General features: G+C 40.8%; 20 protein-coding genes and 1 pseudogene. 9 read left to right on the top strand and 12 right to left on the bottom strand.

Translation table 11 applies throughout. From position 1 onward, the window contains the following. Nucleotides 1-505 precede the first annotated feature (505 nt). From HCZ11_RS11970 to HCZ11_RS11960, 3 genes are read left to right on the top strand one after another with little or no spacing between them, the layout of a single operon-like run. A complete protein-coding gene (locus HCZ11_RS11970) occupies nt 506-2,140 on the top strand; it encodes a response regulator (protein WP_167658509.1) in 1,635 nt (544 codons plus the stop codon). A gap of 19 nt (nt 2,141-2,159) precedes the next feature. Then, nucleotides 2,160-3,524, top strand: coding sequence for an ABC transporter substrate-binding protein (locus HCZ11_RS11965; RefSeq protein WP_167658508.1), 1,365 nt, complete (start codon nt 2,160-2,162; stop codon nt 3,522-3,524). Continuing rightward, nucleotides 3,521-5,470 carry an ATP-binding protein gene (locus HCZ11_RS11960; protein ID WP_167658507.1) on the top strand — a complete coding sequence of 650 codons (1,950 nt, stop codon included), beginning with the start codon at nt 3,521-3,523 and terminating at the stop codon, nt 5,468-5,470. Before HCZ11_RS11965 ends, HCZ11_RS11960 begins: the two co-directional genes overlap by 4 nt. On the opposite strand, the pseudogene msrB reads toward HCZ11_RS11960, so the two are convergent. Beyond that, a pseudogene (msrB, locus tag HCZ11_RS11955) lies at nt 5,467-5,829 on the bottom strand (peptide-methionine (R)-S-oxide reductase MsrB); the annotation flags it as partial. The gene HCZ11_RS11960 and the pseudogene msrB sit on opposite strands and share 4 nt — an antisense overlap. On the opposite strand from msrB, the gene HCZ11_RS19780 reads away from it, so the two are divergent. Beyond that, entirely contained in the window at nt 5,801-5,929 is a 129-nt protein-coding gene (locus HCZ11_RS19780) for a CxxxxCH/CxxCH domain-containing protein (protein ID WP_353506582.1), read from the top strand. The pseudogene msrB and the gene HCZ11_RS19780 overlap by 29 nt on opposite strands. Nucleotides 5,930-5,978: 49 nt before the next feature. Here HCZ11_RS19780 and HCZ11_RS11950 read toward each other — a convergent pair whose 3' ends face one another. From HCZ11_RS11950 to HCZ11_RS11905, 10 genes are all read right to left on the bottom strand, one after another. After that, nucleotides 5,979-6,431: a hypothetical protein gene (locus HCZ11_RS11950; RefSeq protein ID WP_167658505.1), complete on the bottom strand. Its 453-nt coding sequence runs from the start codon at nt 6,429-6,431 to the stop codon at nt 5,979-5,981. Between the two features lie 9 nt (nt 6,432-6,440). Continuing rightward, nucleotides 6,441-6,929: a DUF2919 domain-containing protein gene (locus HCZ11_RS11945; protein ID WP_167658504.1), complete on the bottom strand. Its 489-nt coding sequence runs from the start codon at nt 6,927-6,929 to the stop codon at nt 6,441-6,443. Beyond that, nucleotides 6,926-7,270 (bottom strand): DUF3392 family protein, encoded by a 345-nt coding sequence (locus tag HCZ11_RS11940; protein ID WP_167658503.1) that lies wholly within the window; start codon nt 7,268-7,270, stop codon nt 6,926-6,928. Before HCZ11_RS11940 ends, HCZ11_RS11945 begins: the two co-directional genes overlap by 4 nt. After that, nucleotides 7,263-9,284 carry an NAD-dependent DNA ligase LigA gene (ligA, locus tag HCZ11_RS11935; RefSeq protein ID WP_167658502.1) on the bottom strand — a complete coding sequence of 674 codons (2,022 nt, stop codon included), beginning with the start codon at nt 9,282-9,284 and terminating at the stop codon, nt 7,263-7,265. Before ligA ends, HCZ11_RS11940 begins: the two co-directional genes overlap by 8 nt. Nucleotides 9,285-9,367: 83 nt before the next feature. Continuing rightward, nucleotides 9,368-10,096 carry a cell division protein ZipA gene (gene zipA, locus HCZ11_RS11930; RefSeq protein ID WP_130051867.1) on the bottom strand — a complete coding sequence of 243 codons (729 nt, stop codon included), beginning with the start codon at nt 10,094-10,096 and terminating at the stop codon, nt 9,368-9,370. A 37-nt stretch (nt 10,097-10,133) separates the two neighbouring features. After that, nucleotides 10,134-13,535, bottom strand: coding sequence for a chromosome segregation SMC family protein (locus tag HCZ11_RS11925; RefSeq protein ID WP_167658501.1), 3,402 nt, complete (start codon nt 13,533-13,535; stop codon nt 10,134-10,136). 60 nt (nt 13,536-13,595) lie between these two features. After that, a complete protein-coding gene (locus tag HCZ11_RS11920; protein WP_167658500.1) occupies nt 13,596-14,327 on the bottom strand; it encodes an RNA methyltransferase in 732 nt (243 codons plus the stop codon). 111 nt (nt 14,328-14,438) lie between these two features. Beyond that, nucleotides 14,439-14,885, bottom strand: coding sequence for a flavodoxin (locus HCZ11_RS11915; protein WP_130051870.1), 447 nt, complete (start codon nt 14,883-14,885; stop codon nt 14,439-14,441). Further along, entirely contained in the window at nt 14,872-15,645 is a 774-nt protein-coding gene (gene truC, locus HCZ11_RS11910; protein ID WP_130051871.1) for a tRNA pseudouridine(65) synthase TruC, read from the bottom strand. The genes HCZ11_RS11915 and truC overlap by 14 nt, the downstream gene beginning before the upstream one ends. Before the next feature lies 1 nt (nt 15,646). After that, entirely contained in the window at nt 15,647-15,961 is a 315-nt protein-coding gene (locus tag HCZ11_RS11905; RefSeq protein WP_130051872.1) for a YqcC family protein, read from the bottom strand. A gap of 126 nt (nt 15,962-16,087) precedes the next feature. Here HCZ11_RS11905 and HCZ11_RS11900 point away from each other — a divergent pair, with 126 nt between their 5' ends. Further along, nucleotides 16,088-17,116 (top strand): DUF3549 family protein, encoded by a 1,029-nt coding sequence (locus HCZ11_RS11900; protein ID WP_167658499.1) that lies wholly within the window; start codon nt 16,088-16,090, stop codon nt 17,114-17,116. After that, nucleotides 17,117-17,416 carry a DUF3301 domain-containing protein gene (locus tag HCZ11_RS11895; protein WP_167658498.1) on the top strand — a complete coding sequence of 100 codons (300 nt, stop codon included), beginning with the start codon at nt 17,117-17,119 and terminating at the stop codon, nt 17,414-17,416. A gap of 746 nt (nt 17,417-18,162) precedes the next feature. Here the strand turns inward: HCZ11_RS11895 and HCZ11_RS11890 are convergent. Further along, entirely contained in the window at nt 18,163-18,810 is a 648-nt protein-coding gene (locus tag HCZ11_RS11890; protein WP_167658497.1) for a GNAT family N-acetyltransferase, read from the bottom strand. 147 nt (nt 18,811-18,957) lie between these two features. On the opposite strand from HCZ11_RS11890, the gene HCZ11_RS11885 reads away from it, so the two are divergent. The 3 genes from HCZ11_RS11885 (at nt 18,958) to HCZ11_RS11875 (ending at nt 20,382) form a co-directional block, all read left to right on the top strand. After that, the gene (locus HCZ11_RS11885; protein WP_036969581.1) at nt 18,958-19,188 is read left to right on the top strand and encodes a DUF2789 domain-containing protein; all 231 of its coding nucleotides are present in this window, start codon (nt 18,958-18,960) and stop codon (nt 19,186-19,188) included. Between the two features lie 154 nt (nt 19,189-19,342). Further along, complete coding sequence (locus HCZ11_RS11880) at nt 19,343-19,609, top strand: hypothetical protein (RefSeq protein ID WP_130051876.1); 267 nt, start codon at nt 19,343-19,345, stop codon at nt 19,607-19,609. Then, entirely contained in the window at nt 19,609-20,382 is a 774-nt protein-coding gene (locus HCZ11_RS11875; RefSeq protein ID WP_130051877.1) for a Zn-ribbon-containing protein, read from the top strand. Before HCZ11_RS11880 ends, HCZ11_RS11875 begins: the two co-directional genes overlap by 1 nt. Nucleotides 20,383-20,411 lie beyond the last annotated feature (29 nt).

Genomic DNA, 20,411 nt, shown 5'->3' with positions numbered 1-20,411 from the left:
CATTAAATATATTTCCTTATTTACCCTTAGCTTTCAAAAGCATCGCCACCATTAACAAAACACAGGCTCGATGGTTCTAATCCAATACGACCCACCACATATAAACACTTCATTAAATATATTTCCTTATTTTACCCTTAGCTTTCAAAAGCATCGCCACCATTAACAAAACACAGGCTCGATGGTTCAAGTCCAGTACGACCCACCACATATAAACACTTCATTAAATATATTTCCTCATTTTACCCTTAGCTTTCAAAAGCATCGCCACCATTAACAAAACACAGGCTCGATGATTCAAGCCCAGTACGACCCACCACATATAAACCTCTAGTATCTAGTTCCTTTTATCTGACATTTGAGATTTAAACTCTAATACCAACCTCCCCCACTATTGATATAGCCTAAAAGTAAATTTTAAATCGCTGCAAAAGCTGTAATTTGCCTTGTCAGCAGCTAGACTGTTTATTATAGTCGTTGTTAATGTCACTTAGTCGCAAGTCCAATGCCTGCAAAGATTTTTTCGAAAGCCAAAATTTTAATAGTTGAAGAGCAGCCTCTTGCTCAAAGCTATATGAAACAATCCTTAGAAGGGTTGGGCTTTCGTCAATTGCGTTTTGCAGAGCATGCCATTGCAGCAAAAGAACAATGTCAAATTGAGCAATTTGACCTCATCGTTTGTTCATTTAACTTAAGTAAACATCAAGATGGTTATCAGCTTTATGAAGAGCTGAAAATGAAGCGCCTTATAAAAAACTCTACCGGCTTTATTTTTATTTCAGCTGAAACAAGTGGCTCTTTAGTTCACAGTGTACTCGAGCTACAACCAGATGATTTCTTAGTTAAACCCTTTACAATTAACGAATTAAAAAATCGTATTGAAAAAGTGTTATTGCGCAAAAGTAACCTACATCAAATTTATCAACTTATTGATGATGGGAATGACTCCAAAGCAATTAAACAAATTGATACCTTGCTGCAAAACAAAGGTAATAGTTACAGCGCCATTCTATTGAGATTAAAAGGTGATGCCCTACTTCGCCTCAAACGCTTTGAAAATGCAAAAACATTCTTTAAATCAGTGCTCGATATTCAAAAATTCACATGGGCAAAAGTAGGTTTAGTAGAAGCCCTCATTGCCAATAATGAACACACACTTGCACATCGTATGCTGAAAACAATGTTGCAGCGCAGTGAAACTCGACTCGTTGCTCTTGATTTACTCGGTCGATTAGAAATAAAGCTGCATAAGTTTGATGAGGCTCAGCAGTTTTTTAGTCAAGCTGTTGAAATTGCGCCACGTAATATTGACCGTCAAAAAACCTTGAGTCATGTATCGTTACTTAATCACGACTACGAAAAGAATTATCTAACTCAAAAAGACATTGCTAGTTACGCAAAGCACTCTATTCACGACAACCCTGATGTGTATTTAAATGCGGCTCGTGCCGGTATTGATTTTGCTTTAACTACAGATCAGACTGATCAAGTTAATCGAATATCAAGACAGACAAACCAATACTTGAGTGATCTAAAAAAACAATTTCCTAATAGTAATAACCAAACACAGATTGACGTTCTCAATGCGCGTTTGCATTACTTAAAGGATGAACATCAAAAGGCCAAAGCACTCATCAATCAACTGGATGAAAGTGACAGCCAAATTCGTTCGGTAGATGGAGCCCTCGATAAAGCGAAAGCGTTTCATGAATTGGGCTTCCACCACAAAGCACAAACATTGTTTAACCAAATTATCAATCACTGTGAACGTCACCCATCAATAAGCGATCCGGTTTATTTACGTTATATTCAACAGCAACAAACTGAGCGGCGTGATATTAAGTTAGGTCCAAAAGAGCTCAATAACCACGCTGTGACGCAGTTTAATAAAGGCCAGCTAAATACTGCACTTGAAGCATTCACACAGGCATTTAGAATAATGCCAAAAAATGCCAGCATCGCCTTAAATTTACTGCAGTGTTTATTCGATACAAATAACCAAGGCCAATCATTTAATTTAGCACTCGCGAAAAAATGTTTTGCCTTGTTAGATGCTCAAACATTAGAAGATGAACAGGCAATCCGCTTTGAAAAAATTAAAGCACAGGCTGCAAAATTAAAAATTAAACTTGCAGAGTAACTTCTTTATGGCGTTTCGTTTGTTAAAACTTAAAAATCTCCCCCTCAGCGTTGCGCTTTTGGTTTTTTGTCAATGTAGCTTTGCCTCAGCAACGTTACAACATTGGCAGCAAGCAACTATAAATTGGCAAAGTGAAGCGGGTAGCCATATAAATATCTTGGCTGACGAGCAACCCGCATTTATGGCTTTAAAACCCTACATTCCTTTGTTTGAAAAGCTAACAGGAATTTCTGTTGGTTTTCATGCCTTAGAACAGTCGCAAATGCGTGCTCGTCGACATCAAGATTTAAGCGAAGCCACAGGTCTTTATGATGTACTGCCTATGGGAATCACATTTTTAGGTGAAGCTCAAAGCCAAGGCTGGGTTGACCCTTTACAGCCATACATTGAAAACCCTAGACTTACAGACAAAGCGTGGTATCAGTTAGAAGATATTAGTGAGCGTAGCCTAGCCCTTTGTAAGATCGACGATACACTATATTCGTTACCGTTTGATTTTTCTGCGCCGATATATTTTTACCGTAAAGATCTTTTCGAGCGCTTCAACCTAGAAGTACCCAATACCTACGAACAACTGCAAGCGACTAAAATTAAGCTGCAAAAGGCTATTGACCGCACCCCTTCTTTGAATGGTATGCACGCATTTGCCTCACGCACACTGCCGGGGGCAGGATTAAACACTTGGACAGTATTACCCGTTATGCGTGCTTATGGCGCTGAAGTTATCGACGCGCAGGGTCAGTCTGTTTTTGATAGCCCTCAAACAGCACAAAGCCTGCAAGTGTATCGTGATCTAGTCACGGGATTCGGCACCCCTGATAACAGCCGTTTACTGCATTTTTATGAAATTCGGCACTTGTTTAAAGAGGGCCAACTTGCCTCGGCCTTTTTGGCCTCTCATTTTTATAATGAAATAGATACCGCAGAAGAGTCTGATATTTGGAATAAATGGGAGGCCGCCCCCTTGCCTGCTGGCCCAATAGCCCGAGAAACATCGCCATGGGCATGGGCGTTCGCGATAAATAGCAAATCAAATGAAAAACATGCTGCATGGTTATTTATTCAATGGGCAACAAGTGAACAAACAGCCGCACTACTGAGTACCGGTGGTTCACCACCAAGGCAAAAGGTGTGGCACGAAAAACTATTTACTTTAGTAAACAAGCCTGGCTTTAATAAAACCATGTTATGGGTATTTGATCACGCAACTCCGGACCGCCTGCAGTCTGGTATGGTCGAGTTTCCTGTTATTGGCAAAATTATCTCGCAAACCTTTAGCCAAATTTTCTATGGTGCAGATATAAAGCAATCTATTAAAACTGCCGACGAAAAAATAAACACTAATATGCAAGCGCTAAAAGTACGGAGCAATATTCAGCAATGAGAATTAGTATTGCCCATAAAATTTTAATGATCATCGGCTTTACCATTACCCTTATTTTAGGGGCAAGTACGTCTTTGCATGTTATGGAGCTAAAAGAACAAACACTTTTGAACATGAGTGAAAAAGCTGACGCTATTGTCTCACCCATGTTGTCAGAAATAAAAAGCTTAACTAAAGACAATACGGTAGGAAGTTGGGTACTTAAAATTCAGGGATTAACATTAAAAAATATTCTAAAAAATAATACCTTTGATGACTTACAGACGATTTACTTTATCGATCAAAATAACTTTATTGCTGCCCATCCTGATAACAGTAAAGTTGATACCCTTGAAACTAACCAAATGCTATTAAAGCAGCTTAATCCAAAGCAAAATACCATTGTAGCTATGGAGCAACAATATGCTGTTGCTGTACCAATTAGCAACTTTCAGGGCGAAAATATCGGTTATGTTATTGTGAGCTTTTCAGATAAAGACTTAGCATTAAAAACTAAATCTATCATTAGTAATGCTGTGTCACTATTTGCAATCTACCTTTTAACTGCACTCATCATCGCCTACATCATTATTCGCCGTATTATCTTGCAGCCAATTGATCAGCTTGTTGAGTTTTCTCATGCTGTGACCACTGGTGATCTAAACTGCCCTATTAACATAAAAAGCCAAGATGAGATTGGCACCCTTGCCAGTGGCTTTAAAATGATGCGTGCTGCGGTTAGGCAACAGATTAACAGCATGCATGAACAACATAGTTTACTCGAAGATACCGTTGCTAAACGTACTCAAGAGTATCTTGATGCTAAAGAGCAAGCTGAGCAATCAAATCAGGCTAAAAGCCGCTTTTTAGCCAATATGTCCCATGAACTTAGAACTCCGCTTAATGCAGTGTTAGGCTTCAGCCAGTTACTGCAAGATAGCGAAACAGATAAAAATAAACGTCGTTACTTAGAAGCAATTTCAATCTCGGGTAATTCCCTGCTTAATGTACTAAATGACATTCTAGATTTATCAAAAATCGATGCTGGTAAAATGCAACTCGATATTGAGCGTGTAGAAATCCCTAAAATGTGCCATGAGCTTAATATGATGTTTTTACAACTCAGTGCACAAAAAGATCTCGACTTACAAATAAGCTCTCATCCCGAGTTAACAACCCCTGTATTACTTGATAGCAATAAAGTGCGCCAAGTACTAACCAACTTAATCAGTAATGCCATTAAGTTCACTGCACAAGGCAGTGTCAAAGTGTATTTTGACTTTAAAGCTCACGATGATAACAGTAATATCGACATATGTATTCATGTTAAAGACACAGGTAAAGGTATTCCTAAAGATCAACAAGATCTTATTTTTAATGATTTTGAACAAGTACAAGGCCAACGTAGTTCTGAGTTTGGCGGAACCGGATTAGGTCTAGCTATTTCTTTGCGCTTTATCAAGCTAATGGGTGGTGATTTATCAGTGATCAGCGAAAAAGGCCGAGGTAGTGAATTTATTGTATCGTTACCAAACGTTGAATTGGCCGAATCAAAAACCGAAGTTGAGCATCGTAATTACCCTGCCATTTCAAGCTATCATTTCAATCCTGCACGTATTTTAATTGTTGATGATATCCCTTATAACCGAGACTATTTAGAGTCCTTCTTATCACGCTGGAGCTTTACTATAGATACAGCTATCAACGGAGAAGATGCGCTTAATAAAATGGAGCAACATCAACCTGACTTGATCATTATGGATTTAAAAATGCCCGTAATGGGCGGTTTAGAGGCAAGTCAATTAATTCGTAGTGATGATCGCTTTAAACATATTCCAATCATTGCAGTTACAGCGTCAACGCTAAAAGATGATAAGGCGCAATCGAATATTTTGACAGACTACATTATTAGTAAGCCAATTTACCGCGAGCACCTTATTTTTATCATCGCTCAATATTTAGATTAGTCGCGTTTTTTCATCGCTATGGCATTCATACAATAACGTAAACCAGTTGGTGGTGGACCGTCAGGGAAGACATGGCCCAAATGCGCGTCGCAAACATTGCAAATAGCTTCTATTCGTTGCATACCATGACTAGAATCAGCCACATAAGCAATACTTTCAAGACTGCTAGGCTGTGTAAACGAAGGCCAGCCGGTGCCACTATCGAACTTTTCATCGCCGTCAAACAATAAATTGTCACAACAGGCACACGCATATTGACCAGGTTCAAATAATGTACATGAATCAGAGCTGTGCGGGCGCTCTGTGCCTTTTAAGCGAGTAACATAAAATGTGTCTTGTTCGAGCTCAGCTTGCCACTCAGATGGCGACTTCTCGACTCGACGTGGAGGTGTTGGGTTACCATTATGGGCAAACTCTAGAATATCTTGCCAAGTTAACATAGTGTTCCCTCAGGGTTGAATACAACAGTTGCACAGTACAACACAAGCACTGCAATGGGCAAGCAACATTAGTTTAATTGTAAACGGATATCTATTTTAGAACGCTCGCGCTCAGAGAGTAGTTGCTCTAAATGACTTTTAATTATATCGCTGCGAACACTTAATATTGCGGTTGATTTCTGCTCATTGATATCAGTTACATGGATGATACCTTCACCAATTTCAATCTGCTTTATTTGGCCAATTAATACAAACTCAGCTTTGCGTTTGAAATCGAATAAACCCGCTAAGCTTATTAGTGCTAGCTGATTCACATCACGTTTTAATAAGTCAGTAATGGGATTGCGTGCTACAAATAACGGCGTAACTCGATAAAGGCTTGATAGGGTTATAAAACTCCATAACATCACAAACAACGAGAATGCAGCACTGTGCCAAAGTGGTGTAAATACCCATAAAGCAATTAAAACGAGCGCGATTGTGAATGATATTTTTGCTAAAAGCTTATTAATTACCAGCATTGTGCTGCCCTATTTTTTCTCTATTGGATCTGGCCAATCATTAAAAAAAACTGATAGATATCTGCTTTTTAATAAATATAACAGCACCCATAACACCAGCACCATTTGACAGGCTAAGAAAAACGAAAACTGATAGTGACTGTGCGCAGCCTGATAGGTTAACCAACTTAAATCTGTGATTGCACACAAAATTAATGGCCAGCGCATAAACCGCCAAATAGACGCTAAACGTTTTGCACTTATGGCGTTTTCTTGTGGCCTGCGTAAGCAAAAGATCACTGCCGGTAATAAGGCAATCGCAGCAATCGCAATTGCTGTAAAGAAATCGCTTTTAGCTTTAAAAAACAGCGACATTATATCTAAATCAGGGCGGCGACTCAGCGCCGCTATTATCCAGATAAAATAACTTCGCAAAAGCACTAGTAAGGTTAAATGAAACGCCAATGGGGTACGATAAGCACCGTGTTTATCCCAGTATTCTGGGCCATAGCGATTCATATCTGGTTCTTCTTATCAGCAATGATGCCAAGTACAAAAAACGCAGCCGTAAGTGTAAGCGCCAGCCATTTAACACCGAGTAGCAGTAGCAACTTACTTAAAAATGGAGTTACAAACACCACAAGTAAGCCCATACCAAACCCTGTGACCAACACAAAGCAAAGCACGCGAATAATAAAGTGACGACGCGCTACAAAGCGCTTGGTCACTTTAATAATGTCGTTTGCATACAAGGATAAAAAGCACACCACCAGCAATAATGAAATATTGTAAAGGTGTGGTTGCAGCCAGCTGCCAATTGTTAAAGCAACTGACGACAGTGCCTGCAATAGACTATCCATTGTGCTCACTTAAAAGTGCAATGAGGTCAGCCTCAGTTAACACATCAATACCTAAGTCTTGTGCTTTTGTTAATTTTGAGCCCGCTTTTTCACCCGCAATAAGCGCATCTGTTTTCGCCGATACACTACCCGACACTTTTGCACCTAACGTTTGTAAACGTGCTTTTGCATCATTACGGTTAAGTTCACTCAATGTGCCGGTCAGTACGTAAGTTAAGCCAGCTAATGGCTGCGCATCGGCACTTGGAGGCGTTAACTCTGGCCAGTGAATACCTTGCTCAATTAGCGCATTAACCACGTCCATATTGTGCTCTTCGCTAAAGAAGCCACGAACGTGCTTGGCAACAATCTCACCTACGTCACTTACTTCTGTTAACGCATCAACGCTTGCTTGAGTGATTTTTTCTAGCGTTAAAAAATGGTTTGCTAAGTTTTGCGCGGTTGCTTCACCCACTTCGCGAATACCTAACGAATATAAGAATTTAGCTAAGGTTGTTTGTTTCGCATCTTGTAGTGCATTAACTAAGTTCTTAGCAGATTTAGGGCCCATTCGCTCTAGTGATTCAAAATGCCCTTGTTTAAGGATAAATAAATCAGCAGGCGTTTTGATAAGCTCACGATCAACAAGTTGATCAACAATCTTATCGCCTAAACCATCAACATCAAGGGCTTTACGTGACGCAAAATGTTTAATTGCTTGCTTACGCTGCGCTTGGCACACTAAACCACCGGTACAACGGGCAACCGCTTCACCTTCAATGCGTTCCACATGTGAGTCACAAATTGGGCAAGTAGCTGGAAATTCAATTTCTTTAGCATCGTCAGGGCGACGTTCAAGTACAACTTGGGTAATTTGCGGAATAACATCACCCGCACGGCGAATAATCACAGTATCGCCAATTTTAACGCCTAAACGGGCAATTTCATCGCCGTTATGAAGCGTTGCATTAGACACTGTAACGCCCCCCACAAATACTGGCTCTAGTCGTGCAACTGGTGTAATTGCGCCAGTGCGACCTACCTGAAACTCAACATCAAGTAATTGTGTGATTTCTTCTTGTGCGGGAAACTTAAAGGCAATTGCCCAGCGTGGTGCACGTGCCACAAAGCCTAAACGCTCTTGTAGCTTTTTGTCGTTTACTTTGATAACAACACCGTCAATTTCGTAGGCAAGATCACTACGACGCGTCAAGATGTCTTGGTAATAATCAAGAGCAGCTTGCTGACCTTCAACGAGTTTTGTTTCTGGGCACAGAGGTAACCCCCAATCAGTAAGTTTAGCAAGCTGTTGATAATGATCTTCTGGTAGCTGCCCATCCGCAACAAGGCCAGTACTGTAGGCATAAAACATCAGTGGACGTTTTGCTGTTACTTTAGAATCAAGCTGGCGTAGGCTACCGGCAGCAGCATTACGTGGGTTTACAAACACCTTGTCGCCGCGTTTTTCAGCTTCACTATTAAGCTTGGCAAAACCAGCGCTGTCCATAAATACTTCACCGCGTACCTCTAGTTCTGCGGGGAAGTCATCGCCACGTAACTTCAGCGGTACATTGCGAATCGTTTTTACATTCTGGGTGATATTTTCGCCCACCATGCCATCGCCACGAGTCGCGGCTTGTACTAAAACGCCATTACGATAAATAATTGATACCGCTAAACCATCAAGCTTTGGCTCACAGCAAAAGGTTAGCTCTTTGTTATCCATTACACGTTCTTTTATACGACGATTAAAGGCAGCAAACTCTTCTTCTGAAAAAGCATTATCAAGTGACAGCATAGGCACTTGGTGAGTTACTTGTTCAAACTTATCAAGTGCAGCGCCACCGACTTTTTGCGTGGGTGAATCTGGGCTTTGAAACTCAGGATTCGCTTGCTCAAGCGCACTTAACTCACGCATTAGACGGTCATATTCAGCATCAGGAATGCTTGGTGCATCCAGCACATAGTAATTATGGTTATGCTCTTCTAACTGGGCACGTAGTTGGCTAATTTGCTCAAAGATAGGGCTGGACATGAAAACCTCAAAAATCTACATAAAAAAAGCCACTTAGACGACTTAACGCCAAGTGGCCTAATACTTATCATCTGTGCGTGCGATTAAGCTGAAAAGCTGCGAACTTTCTCAACATACTCACGAACGCTTTCAACCGTCATTTCTTCACGGTTGCTATCTAAAATAGTTGCGCCAAATTCATCGGCTAACTTTTTAGCTGCACTGTGCAACATATTAAATGCACTTAGACCATCACCATCACATGGAAGGGTCATAAATAAGCTAATTCCCGCAGTGCTAAATTGTTCCATATTATCAATATCGAACGTGCCAGGGTTATACATATTCACTAAACGGAATAAAACAGGACCAGTGCCTGCTGGGTCTAAATGACGGTTAAAGAAACCTTCTTCAGAGTACTTAAAACCTAACATATTAACAGCTGGTAATAGTTGGCTGCCAGCCATAGTTAAGCCTTCTGGCATTTGTAAATGCACAATAATGAAATCACTTGGTCCTTGAGCATCTGCTTGCTCTTGATCTGTTTCTTCTTGCTGAATCTCAGTTTCTTCAACCACTTCTTCTGAAACAACCGGTTCATCGTGACTTTCTGCTGAAAAGCTTAAATCACCAAACTCTGGTTCATCACGCTCTTGTGACATTGCTTTCGTTGGTTCTTGAACTTCACTGGTTGTTTCAGTTGGTTCAACCCGTTCCACTGAAGGCGCATCTGGACTGTCCTTTTTTCGCACCGACCATAAGCCGTGAATTAATAAACCACCAATGACAAATACACTGATTACGATTAAAGCCCATCTTAATTCTTCGGCCATCCCCTCACCTTTATTATTTGATATGCCTAATTAAATTTTATGCTTGTGCCATTTGCACAGCTTGTTCTATATCTACAGCCACCATACGAGATACGCCTGGCTCAGCCATAGTTACACCAGTCAACCTGCCTGCCATTTCCATAGCAATTTTGTTATGACTAATATAAATAAATTGTACTGATTGTGACATCTCTTCTACCAAACGGCAAAAACGACCCACGTTCGCATCATCCAATGGTGCATCCACTTCATCTAGCATACAGAATGGAGCTGGATTGAGCCTGAATATTGAAAACACCAATGATAATGCGGTCAGCGCTTTTTCTCCACCACTAAGCAGGTGAATTGTCGAATTTTTCTTTCCAGGTGGTCTAGCCATGATGCTCACCCCACTTTCAAGTAGATCATCACTGGTCAATTCGAGGTAAGCACTGCCACCACCAAATACTTTCGGGAATAATTCCCCAAAGTCTGTATTTACTTGTTCAAACGTCGCCTTAAAACGGTTTTTTGTTTCTCGGTCTATTTTTTGAATCGCCCCTTCCAGGGTATTTAGCGCTTGCGTTAAATCATCAAGTTGCTGATTTAAATAATCGCTGCGTTGTTTAGCCTGCTCAAACTCATCAATTGCCGCTAAATTCACAGCGCCGAGCTCATTTAAAGCTTGTGTGGTTTTTGTCAGCCTAGTTTGCATGCTATTTAAATTGGCATTGTCAGGCAATTCTTCAAGTACTGTTTTTAAATTTTGTTCCAGTTCTGCAAGTGGCTCTAAAGCCGCTTGAGCTTTAACGATTAAACTTTGCTCATCCAGTGCTAATGCTTGCAACTGCTCTTGTAGCGTAACTAGCTCAGATTGCGATGATTTCAGCGCTGTTTGCTTATCAGCAAGCTCCTTTTTAGCTTGACTCAAGGCCGCTTGCAAGTTTTTCAGCTCAACATCACTTTGTTGATGCTTTTCAAGCAGTAGCATAATTTGCTCTGTCACCTCTTCAAGCGGGATCACTAATTCTTCTAGCTGCTCGTTGAGCTCTAATACCGCTTCACTCGCAGCATTTTGCGCTGCATTGGCGTGTTGCAATTTAGTTTCGCTAAGTTGACACTCACTGCGAGCTTTTTGCTCAGCCAAGTTTGCTTGATGCGCCTGAGTTTTATATTGCTCAAGCTGAGAAGCAACTTGGCGATAACGGTTATTTGCCTCAGTTTGCTGGTGTTTTGCTTGCTCTAACTCAATTTCAAGTTCTAATTGCTGCTCTAGCAATTGTTCAAGTAAACACTGCTGAGTTTGTTGCTGCTCATCAGCATTTTGCTTTTGCTCAGCCAATAAAGTTTGACGCTGCTGTAACTTTACAAGCTGGTTTTGCCACTGCGTTTGCTGCTCTAGCAACATGTCACGTCGCGTGCTGGCCGATGCTATCTGCTGAGCCGCTTGGTGAATTCGCTCTCTGTATTGCTCTTTGTCAGCGATAAGCGTTTTTTTATGTGCTAGATGCTCATTTAGCAATTGCTGCTTTGTTTCTAATTGCTCGTTCAGTTCTTCATCTAACTGCTGTGCATCACTGAGCTGGGCATGCTTTAAAAGCAATGAATTATCGGCGTCTTTATTGGCATTAGAGTGAAAGTTACGCCCATGAATATGGCCTTCTTCATCAATAACAGCTAACCAAAAAGGATCCGCTAAAATAGCTTCATCAAAATGGGGTTGAAAAGCAAACCGTGCTAATAAATCAGGGTAAACACCCGTTTCGATATAATTAGCTAATGACCCTTTTGGTAACGCAGCACTATCAGTCGCAGGCCAAACACTGTTAGCCTCTTTATGTTGATTAACCTTTAGATGCTCTAGACCTAGCAGAGCTTGCTCAACTAAAGGCTCAAAGCCAGAAGTAACTTTTAACTGCGCTAATAAAGAGACACTCCCGCTGTCAGTTTGCTCTACTAGCAAGGAATTAAGCGCAGCAATGCTGGCTCTATTTTCATTACTGTGCTGTTGAACCCGTCTAAAATCCTGTTCTAAGTGCTGTTGCTCTTTATCAGCTTGTTCTAGATTCTGAGTTAGCTTATTCAGCGCACTTTGCTGCTGCGCAAGTTCTTTTGTCAATGTTTGAATATGCTGTTGCTGCTCAGCAATTTGTGCTGCAACTGGGGTGGCTTCAAGCTCACTAATTTCAGCGGCGAGTTGTGCCTGCTGAGATTCAAGTTGTGCAAGTGTCTGTGCAAAATGCCTTAGCTGACTTTTTGCGACAGTAATATCACTGCTATGAGCTTGATTTTTCTGTAATACGCTTTGATATTGCTCATTAGCACTTTGCGTGCTTTGCTGTTGCAAAGCAACTTGTTCTTCAACCTCTGCTACTTGCTCAGCGCACAACAAACTTTGCTCAATCGCTTCTTGTAGCTGCTCTTGTAAAATGGCGGCTGAGGCGTGTTGCTCTTCTTGCAGCTCTTTATTTTGTAACTGCAGTTGTTGCTGTTTGATAAGGTTTTGGCTAAGTGTTTGCTGTTGCTGCTTTAAGCTGATCTGTTGCTGCTCTTTGCGCGTCAAATCAGTGTGTGTTTGATGCTGAGCCTGCTGTGCGTCTTGCAGTTTTTGCTGCTCAAGCTGCACCTGATTTTCAAGACTTGCTAAAACATCATCATGGCCAGAATGCGCTTCTTTAAAGAACTTGATTTGCTCTTTAAGTTTATTAATTTGCTCAGCTTTCTCGATTTGTTGTTGGTGTAACTTCTGCCACTTTAAAACCGCAATTTGCCCTTTTAAGGTGCGCTCAGTGGCTTTTAGCTCTCGGTATTTTTTAGCATCGACTGATTGCACCGCAAGCTTATCAAGCTGTGTTTGTAATTCCTGTCTTACATCAAGTAAACGTTCAAGGTTTTCGCGGGTACTTTTAATGCGGGTTTGCGTTTCACGACGACGCTCTTTGTACTTTGAAACCCCCGCGGCTTCCTCTAAAAAAACTCGTAAATCAGCCGGTTTGCTCTCAATTAAACGCGAGATCATGCCCTGCTCAATAATCGCATAGCTGCGCGGGCCAAGACCAGTGCCTAAAAAGATATCGGTAATATCACGCTTACGGCATTTACTGCCATTTAGGAAATAAATTGACTGGCCATCTCGCGTCACTAAACGCTTAATCGCTACTTGGTTTCGATCAGCAAAGGTATTTGGAAGGTGACCACTAGTGTTATCAAATACTAATTCAACAGAGGCTTGCGAAATAGGTTTTCGATTAGTTGAGCCATTAAAAATAACATCGGTCATGGCATCGCCACGTAAGTTTTTAGCTGAACTTTCACCTAACACCCAACGCACTGCATCGATGACATTTGATTTGCCACAGCCGTTCGGGCCGACAACACACGTCATCTGATCAGGAAATGGGATCTTAGTGGGTTCAACAAACGATTTGAAACCCGCTAATTTTATGGTGCTTAAGCGCATCTAATTGTTTTACCGATTTTTATTGTTATTCTTCAATTTAACCCATTTTAGGGTAAAAGGTTAAGCGTGGCGCTTAAAATTATCTAAAATAATACCTGTTGCCATAGCTACATTGAGCGATTCTGCTTGGCCATATGCCGGAATAGTTACTTTATCAGTAACTAAGCTTTCGCAATCAGTACGTATACCATGAGATTCACTGCCCATTAGTAATACGGCATCTTGCTTTAGAGCGGTTTTGTGGATGTTCTCACCTTCTAAAAATGCACCATACACAGGAAGGTTTAAACTAGACAAGTAATTGCTTAAGTCAGTTTGCGAGACACACACGCGAGCAAATGAACCCATGGTTGCGCTAATAGTTTTCGGGTTATAAGCATCCGCACTGTCTGCGCTTGTAACAATATGCTTAATACCATACCAATCAGCAACACGAATAATCGTGCCCAAATTACCCGGATCCGACACACCATCAAGGGCTAAAATTAATCCCGATTTTGGTAACGATTGCTGACTTGGCATATCAACAACAGCAATTGCGGCGTTGTTACTAACGAGCGTACTGGCTTTAGTTAGGCTGTCTTCGTCTGCTTCAATGACTTGATGGGCTGCAAGCGCAGATTGGTGCGCAGAAATAAATGCAGGGGTCGCAAAAATATGGGCAACACTTAAACCACTGTTTAGTAATTCAAGTACATTTTTTTCGCCTTGAACAAGGTACTGGTTATATTGCTTTCGGTATTTCTTTTGACCTAATGCACGAATTAGTTTCAGTTGGTTTTTTGAAATCATAACAGCCTCATAAAATGATGGTCTAGTATATCACCAAGGTCACAGATTCTGTACTCGAAAAACCAAGGGGAAAGTGCCAATTGCTTATTCAATCAGCACTTTTAAGAGACACTAGCTAATTTTTGTCAGCCATTCATTTAACCATGGCTCAGTAACAGGCCAAGGCTCAAAATCTTCACAGGCATCAATTTCTAAACGATGACCAACAGGTTTTGCCTGTAAATCACGAAACAGCTCATCAAAACTGCGACCTGCGCCACAAAACGTATCGCCATAGCTACGGTCACCCATAGCAATAATGCCGTATTGCTTGCCTGTTAACATAGGGAATTGATCATTCAGTTGGCTGTATAAAGCGACTAAGTTATCAGGAATATCCCCCTGACCCGTCGTTGATGTGATCACTAAAATATGTGACGCTGCCAGCATGTCATCAACCGTGCCATTTTCAACTAATTGCGCTTGATGCTCTGACTTTTCAATGACTTCAATAACTTGTTCGCTTAAGCGCTCGGCACCGCCGTAAACACTGCCGACAAAAATACTAATGGTTGCCATAATAATCCTTTTCTTCTGTTGGCCAGCCAAGTTGCTGGCAAATCGTTAACATTGCATCGCCTAATGGCGCTTTAATTGTTATTGGTTGCTTGCTATAAGGGTGCACAAACTTTAATTCAGAGGCAAATAACATTAAACGACGAAGCTGAAAATGTTCTCTAAAAAATTGATTATGCTGATTATCACCATGATTTACATCACCAATAATTGGCAATGATAAATGCTTTAAATGACGACGAATTTGATGCTTGCGACCAGTTTTTGGAAAACACTCCACCAGCGAGTAACGAACTGTTGGGTACTTACCTATTGGAATAGGTAAGCTTGCTTGGTGCAGGCAATGAAATTGCGTTTGTGCTTCTTGCGGTGCTTTATCTTGATCAGCAAACTTATCGGCAATTTTATCAAGCTCTTCTTTTAAAGGTTTATCTAAGAAGATTGATTCGTTTAAAAAGCCTCTGACTAAAGCTAAGTAACGTTTTTCAATTTGCCCATCAATAAATAACTGGTTCATGTCACGGGCTGCTTCTGAACTTAACGCAAACAGCAATACGCCGGACGTTGGTCTATCTAAACGATGTACAGGAAACACGTGTTGACCAATTTGGTCACGCAGCATTTGCATAGCAAATTGGGTTTCGTGTTTATCTAAAAACGAACGGTGAACCAATAAACCTGACGGTTTATCAATCGCAATGTAATTTTCATCGCGGTACAAAATCGTTAACTCGTCAAATTGTGGCTTAACAATCTCTTGCATGTTAGTTATCACTTAAAAGTTGATCGAGTTTTTGTAAAACGGTAATCACATCATTTCCGCCACTGTGTTGTGCCAGCATCATTTCAGCCATAGGTGCAATTGCAAAATTACGGGGTAAAGGCTGAGCATGTGCAATTAAGGTATGCATTTTTTCAAGAAAAACAAATTGCAGCCATTGCTCAAAGGCCATAGTGTCGTGGCAAAACGGTACACTTGAATTGAGCGCACTTGGGTCAATGGCTGTTGTTTGCCAAAATGAATGGCGTTGTAATGTGGATTCTAATTCGCGCAGCAGCGCCAAAGTCTGTTGATGCATTGTAAAACTCTTAATACCTTTTTACTTAGGGAAGGTAAACAGACCCTAGTATACCCTGTTCCAAGGCGCCATGGTATGGCGTATAATTCACGACTGATATAGATTAATAACGGTAATTGAGATTTTATGACTGAGCAGATCGCCACTTTAGGGCAACTTCTGGATGCAGCAGGTACCACTTGGCGTGCCTTCGATATTGGCAGACACATCACTAAATTAGACAAAAAACAATTTCTTGCCATTGAAGAGACAAAAATCCCTTACCCATACCCGCTTGCTGGTCATGCTTGGCTTGCTATTCAATTTTGGGATGTAAAAGCGTCTAAAGAACCTTATGTATGGTTTTTAAAATTCCCACTAGATGAGCAAAGCCGCCTAGTAAGCGCAAGCCGCGACCACTTCGCGAATATGGTAATTGAAGCACTCGGCACTGAAATTACCAGTGAAAATGCCGAAGGCAAACTAGATAACAATCCGTATGTATTTACGCCAAACGCGAACAAGCTAGCAGCATTTAATGCGCAGGTTAAATGTTTACTTAAACATAGTGCCTCACAGTATTACGAATATGCTCAGCTTTATTTTTCAGGCAAGCTTGGTTTTGATAATTGGCAAAGTGTTGCAGTACAAGGTATTGCTGATTTTGCAATGCGTTTAGATAACGACAACAACTTAGCGAACCTACAAGCAGCTTGGGGGCAATTACCTGTAGAAGTATTACAGCCGCTTAGTGCCATGCTTGAACATGTTGCAATCGAACCCGTGTTTGCAGAGCAATTGTTAGCCTATGGTTTAAATGCCATAGAACATAAAGACGACATCGCCCTTGTCGCAGCTCTTAGAAGTTTATCAAAAACACCGGCGCAAGGTTTAACTGCACAACTTGTTGATGCTGTATTACGCTCGGATATGAACAGCCACTCTGATGTACTATTAACGATTGCAGGGCGTTGTTTTAGCACGCTAGAAGACCCTGACCGCTTACATGTGTTTATGGATTGCTGTGCGCACCATACTGAGATTGAGCAGCTGTTTGTGAGTATTTTCACCGATTTAGTTGCAATTCCTAGTATTCGCCCTCACCTACTTGGTTTATTAAGACAAGAAAATCGTAGCGAAACACTCGCTCGAGCAATTGGAAGGTTATTTTCGTAAATGGCAGGTTTGTGGACACTCATCATCATTGGCAGCATCATCTATTTTTTTTGGTTAAACAGAAAAGTAGCCGAAGCTGCTAACCTTCATGCGCAGAGACAAATTGAGCAATTGAATGTGCAATTGATGAGTGTTGCTTGTAACAAACGCAGAATTGGCATTTTAAAAAGCGGTAAACCAGGCATTAAAAGCGAGTTTATTTTTGAGTTTTCAAGTGATGGACAAAGCGTGTATCAAGGTGTTTTGTTCATGGAAAATGAACTGCTTAAAAGTGTAGTAATACCGCCCCATAAGATTTAACTTGCGAGTTGTGAGTTGTGAGTTGCGAGTTGCGAGTTGCGAGTTGCGAGTTGCGAGTTGCGAGTTGCGAGTTGCGAGTTGCGAGTTGCGAGTTGCGAGTTTTACAAATTAACTATTACTGCGAAAAATGCAAACCCTATAAAGAACTAAGGCGTAGCTATTAGCCACGCCCCAATCTTGCTACTTCCATGATTAAGTATCCTTACTTACGCCGAAGCTGCCTTTTTATCTTTCCCCTGAACGGGTATACATCCGATACACCCACCATGCTACTTCATGTAACATTTAACACATCCTAGTGCCGTCCTCTTGCCGTCAATGGCTATCCACTTCGTTTTCCAAACGCTCCTTTTAGCTTCCTGCTAAATTCATCCTTTGGTCAGTCCTTTTCAATCGATCCGCGATTGTACTGCATCCTGGCAGTGTCCTCGTTCTTCCTTGCTTCCCTAGCTCTTGTCCCTTTGCTTCCTGCTAAGCATCTTGCTTTGTTGCCATAATCCTAATCCTTGGCATCAGTTCAATCATTGAACCTGTGTCTTACTGACATTGTTAAGTTTAGAGAAACGAGGAATTCTTGATAGGCATAAAAAGTAATTTTTTCCATGTCACAAAAAAGACAAAAACAATAAACCCTTTAAAATCACTAAGATGAACGATTTTAGGTACAAAAATAACAGCATTAAACTGACAATGCGCACAGCAATGTAAGACTTATCTCACATTGCTATTTCCAAAACGTCCTTTCATCAATTTGCAGCTTTAAACATCAAATCTCCTTCGACTTGATTAAAACTAAGACCCTTGAATACGTCAAACCCTTCAGAGCTAAAAAATTCACGTTGCTCAGGGCGGGTAACAAATACTGCTAACCCGCTTGCTTGATTGCTTGATTCAACTAAATCATTAAGACCACGAAGCAAATAGCGCCCTAAGCCTTGTCCCTGAAAGTGTGGGTCAACGGCAATGAAGGCTAAAAACAAATAATGACCTTTGCTCGAAAGAGCTTCACGGATAGTGCGCTCTTTTTCTATAAGCTGATTTGTCTGTAAATAGCCTGCACTGAGCATCAACTTTAAGCGCCAATGCCAATATCGTTCAGCTTGTAGTTCACTTGCAGAATCAAATACACAAGCAATCGCTTTTAATCTACTTTGCGAGTAAAGGCCTATTAATGGCTGTTTTTCTTGCCAAAAACTTGCCAGCTCTTCACGCACCAAAGCACGTAATTTAGTTTCATATTTACTTGGGCTATCTTTTTGAAAACCTAGTACATTCTGAAGAACAGGGTCATCATGATAAGCCTGATAAATAAGGCTTGCAGCAGTGCTAATATCTTCAGCACTTAGGTATTGCACACTTAAGGTTTCGGGTTCAGCAACTGTCAAAATACTCATCCTTTTATTTGTTTTATTATTTTAGTACTAGACTATAAGGTATATACCCTACTGCGATTAAAGACAAATTCAGCGTAAGTTAAACTGCTGTTCATCATCATTAAGTTCAAGCAGTAATAATTATCGCCATACACAAGGAGCAGAACTATGGATACGACAAAACATGACATTTCGACACTATTTGCACAACTTGGTTTGCCAAGCAAAGAAAGTGAAATAGATGCTTTTATAGCATCACATCAACTGTCTGATACGACCCTATTGCAGGAGGCACCTTTTTGGGATGAAGCTCAGCAACACTTTTTAGCAGAATCACTTGCTGAAGATGGTGCTTGGAGTGAAGTGATTGATGAATTAGATGCAAGGTTACGCCAGTAACTTCAGCTAACTTATTTACGAGCTCGAATTACAATTTTTAGCTCGTAAATAAGGAAAGTAATTTCACTCCACATCTATTATTGCTACCATACGCGCGCACTGCAGCCCATATACTGCGGTGCTTTTTAGTCTTTATTAAAGAGTTAACACAAAAATGAATGCCGTTGTATTTGATGCAATTAAAACCCTTCTTGATGAAGGTAAAACCCCGACAGTTGCCTTAACCAAAAGTAAGCTAACTCAACCAATGCCGATGCCTGTGATCATCGCAGCTGTTAGCCAATATAAAAACAACCCGGATTCAATTAATAATTTCATAAATAACCCGTCGAATGAACAACTAATTACACCAAAAGAAAGTCAATTGGATCGTATTGAAGCTAAATTGGATAGGTTATTAGCACTGCTTGAGAAGAAATAATGTTTGTTGTCGATCTGACTTTTGATTGCTACCAAGATACTACCTTAGAACTTGCTGAGCAGGCGATAAATCGCCTGGTCAATGCACTTCGTTTTAACGGCCAAATTATTGGTGACGAATTTCCAACCGTTTTAAAGGATGGATTTTTTATTACCCGAGTGATGTGCCCAACCGAAGATGCAATGCATCCACTTAATCATAGCCCGTTTGTAAAGCACAGTATTGAGCAATTAAACACTGCAGGATTACTAGCACCAAAAGTTAAAGTGGTCGGCCAAGACATTCACTCAAATGGCGCAGACATGTGTAATGACCCCTCATGCTATATTTTATATACCACTTATGTTCACACCTGCAGCCCTCTTTATTGCGGTGATGACTTTTTACCCGTACCGTTATTTCGTATTCCGGCGATTGCCAATGGCGATTACAAAACACTGATAAAATGGCAAGAAGACTGGCAAGCATGCGATCAAATTCAGATTAATGGTGCTACCCGTTGTGAATTTCCTGCTCTTGAAGAGCTGACTAGCATCAACAGTGACTTATATCGCCGTGGTCGCGATATCACTAAGCGTATTAGTTACTTAACAAAGAAGCCGGTTTATTATTATTTATATCGTGTTGGCGGAGTGGATAAAGAGTCAGAGCTAAAACGTCGCTGCCCAAGCTGTGATGGCGACTGGAAATTATCTGAACCTTGGTTTGGTTTATTTGATTTTTGTTGTGAGCCTTGCGGTATTGTTTCTAATATATCGTGGGATTTTCAATAACTTGCTTTCAAACACAAAAAAGGGGCAAT

Origin of the sequence: Pseudoalteromonas sp. HF66 (assembly GCF_011806445.1) — a bacterium.
GTDB lineage: Bacteria > Pseudomonadota > Gammaproteobacteria > Enterobacterales > Alteromonadaceae > Pseudoalteromonas > Pseudoalteromonas apostichopi.
Note: the sequence above shows the minus strand (reverse complement) of the source record. Positions and strands in the feature narration are given on the sequence as shown.

Coding starts and splice junctions, on each gene's coding strand:
- HCZ11_RS11915 (WP_130051870.1), bottom strand. CDS start 14,885: ATGGCAACCATTAGTATTTTTGTCGGCAGTGTTTACGGCGGTGCCGAG.
- HCZ11_RS11940 (WP_167658503.1), bottom strand. CDS start 7,270: ATGGATAGTCTATTGCAGGCACTGTCGTCAGTTGCTTTAACAATTGGC.
- HCZ11_RS11950 (WP_167658505.1), bottom strand. CDS start 6,431: ATGCTGGTAATTAATAAGCTTTTAGCAAAAATATCATTCACAATCGCG.
- HCZ11_RS11925 (WP_167658501.1), bottom strand. CDS start 13,535: ATGCGCTTAAGCACCATAAAATTAGCGGGTTTCAAATCGTTTGTTGAA.
- HCZ11_RS11945 (WP_167658504.1), bottom strand. CDS start 6,929: ATGAATCGCTATGGCCCAGAATACTGGGATAAACACGGTGCTTATCGT.
- zipA (WP_130051867.1), bottom strand. CDS start 10,096: ATGGCCGAAGAATTAAGATGGGCTTTAATCGTAATCAGTGTATTTGTC.
- HCZ11_RS11875 (WP_130051877.1), top strand. CDS start 19,609: ATGTTTGTTGTCGATCTGACTTTTGATTGCTACCAAGATACTACCTTA.
- HCZ11_RS11885 (WP_036969581.1), top strand. CDS start 18,958: ATGGATACGACAAAACATGACATTTCGACACTATTTGCACAACTTGGT.
- HCZ11_RS11900 (WP_167658499.1), top strand. CDS start 16,088: ATGACTGAGCAGATCGCCACTTTAGGGCAACTTCTGGATGCAGCAGGT.
- ligA (WP_167658502.1), bottom strand. CDS start 9,284: ATGTCCAGCCCTATCTTTGAGCAAATTAGCCAACTACGTGCCCAGTTA.
- HCZ11_RS11920 (WP_167658500.1), bottom strand. CDS start 14,327: ATGATTTCAAAAAACCAACTGAAACTAATTCGTGCATTAGGTCAAAAG.
- HCZ11_RS11880 (WP_130051876.1), top strand. CDS start 19,343: ATGAATGCCGTTGTATTTGATGCAATTAAAACCCTTCTTGATGAAGGT.
- HCZ11_RS11905 (WP_130051872.1), bottom strand. CDS start 15,961: ATGCATCAACAGACTTTGGCGCTGCTGCGCGAATTAGAATCCACATTA.
- HCZ11_RS11970 (WP_167658509.1), top strand. CDS start 506: ATGCCTGCAAAGATTTTTTCGAAAGCCAAAATTTTAATAGTTGAAGAG.
- truC (WP_130051871.1), bottom strand. CDS start 15,645: ATGCAAGAGATTGTTAAGCCACAATTTGACGAGTTAACGATTTTGTAC.
- HCZ11_RS11895 (WP_167658498.1), top strand. CDS start 17,117: ATGGCAGGTTTGTGGACACTCATCATCATTGGCAGCATCATCTATTTT.
- HCZ11_RS11890 (WP_167658497.1), bottom strand. CDS start 18,810: ATGAGTATTTTGACAGTTGCTGAACCCGAAACCTTAAGTGTGCAATAC.
- HCZ11_RS11960 (WP_167658507.1), top strand. CDS start 3,521: ATGAGAATTAGTATTGCCCATAAAATTTTAATGATCATCGGCTTTACC.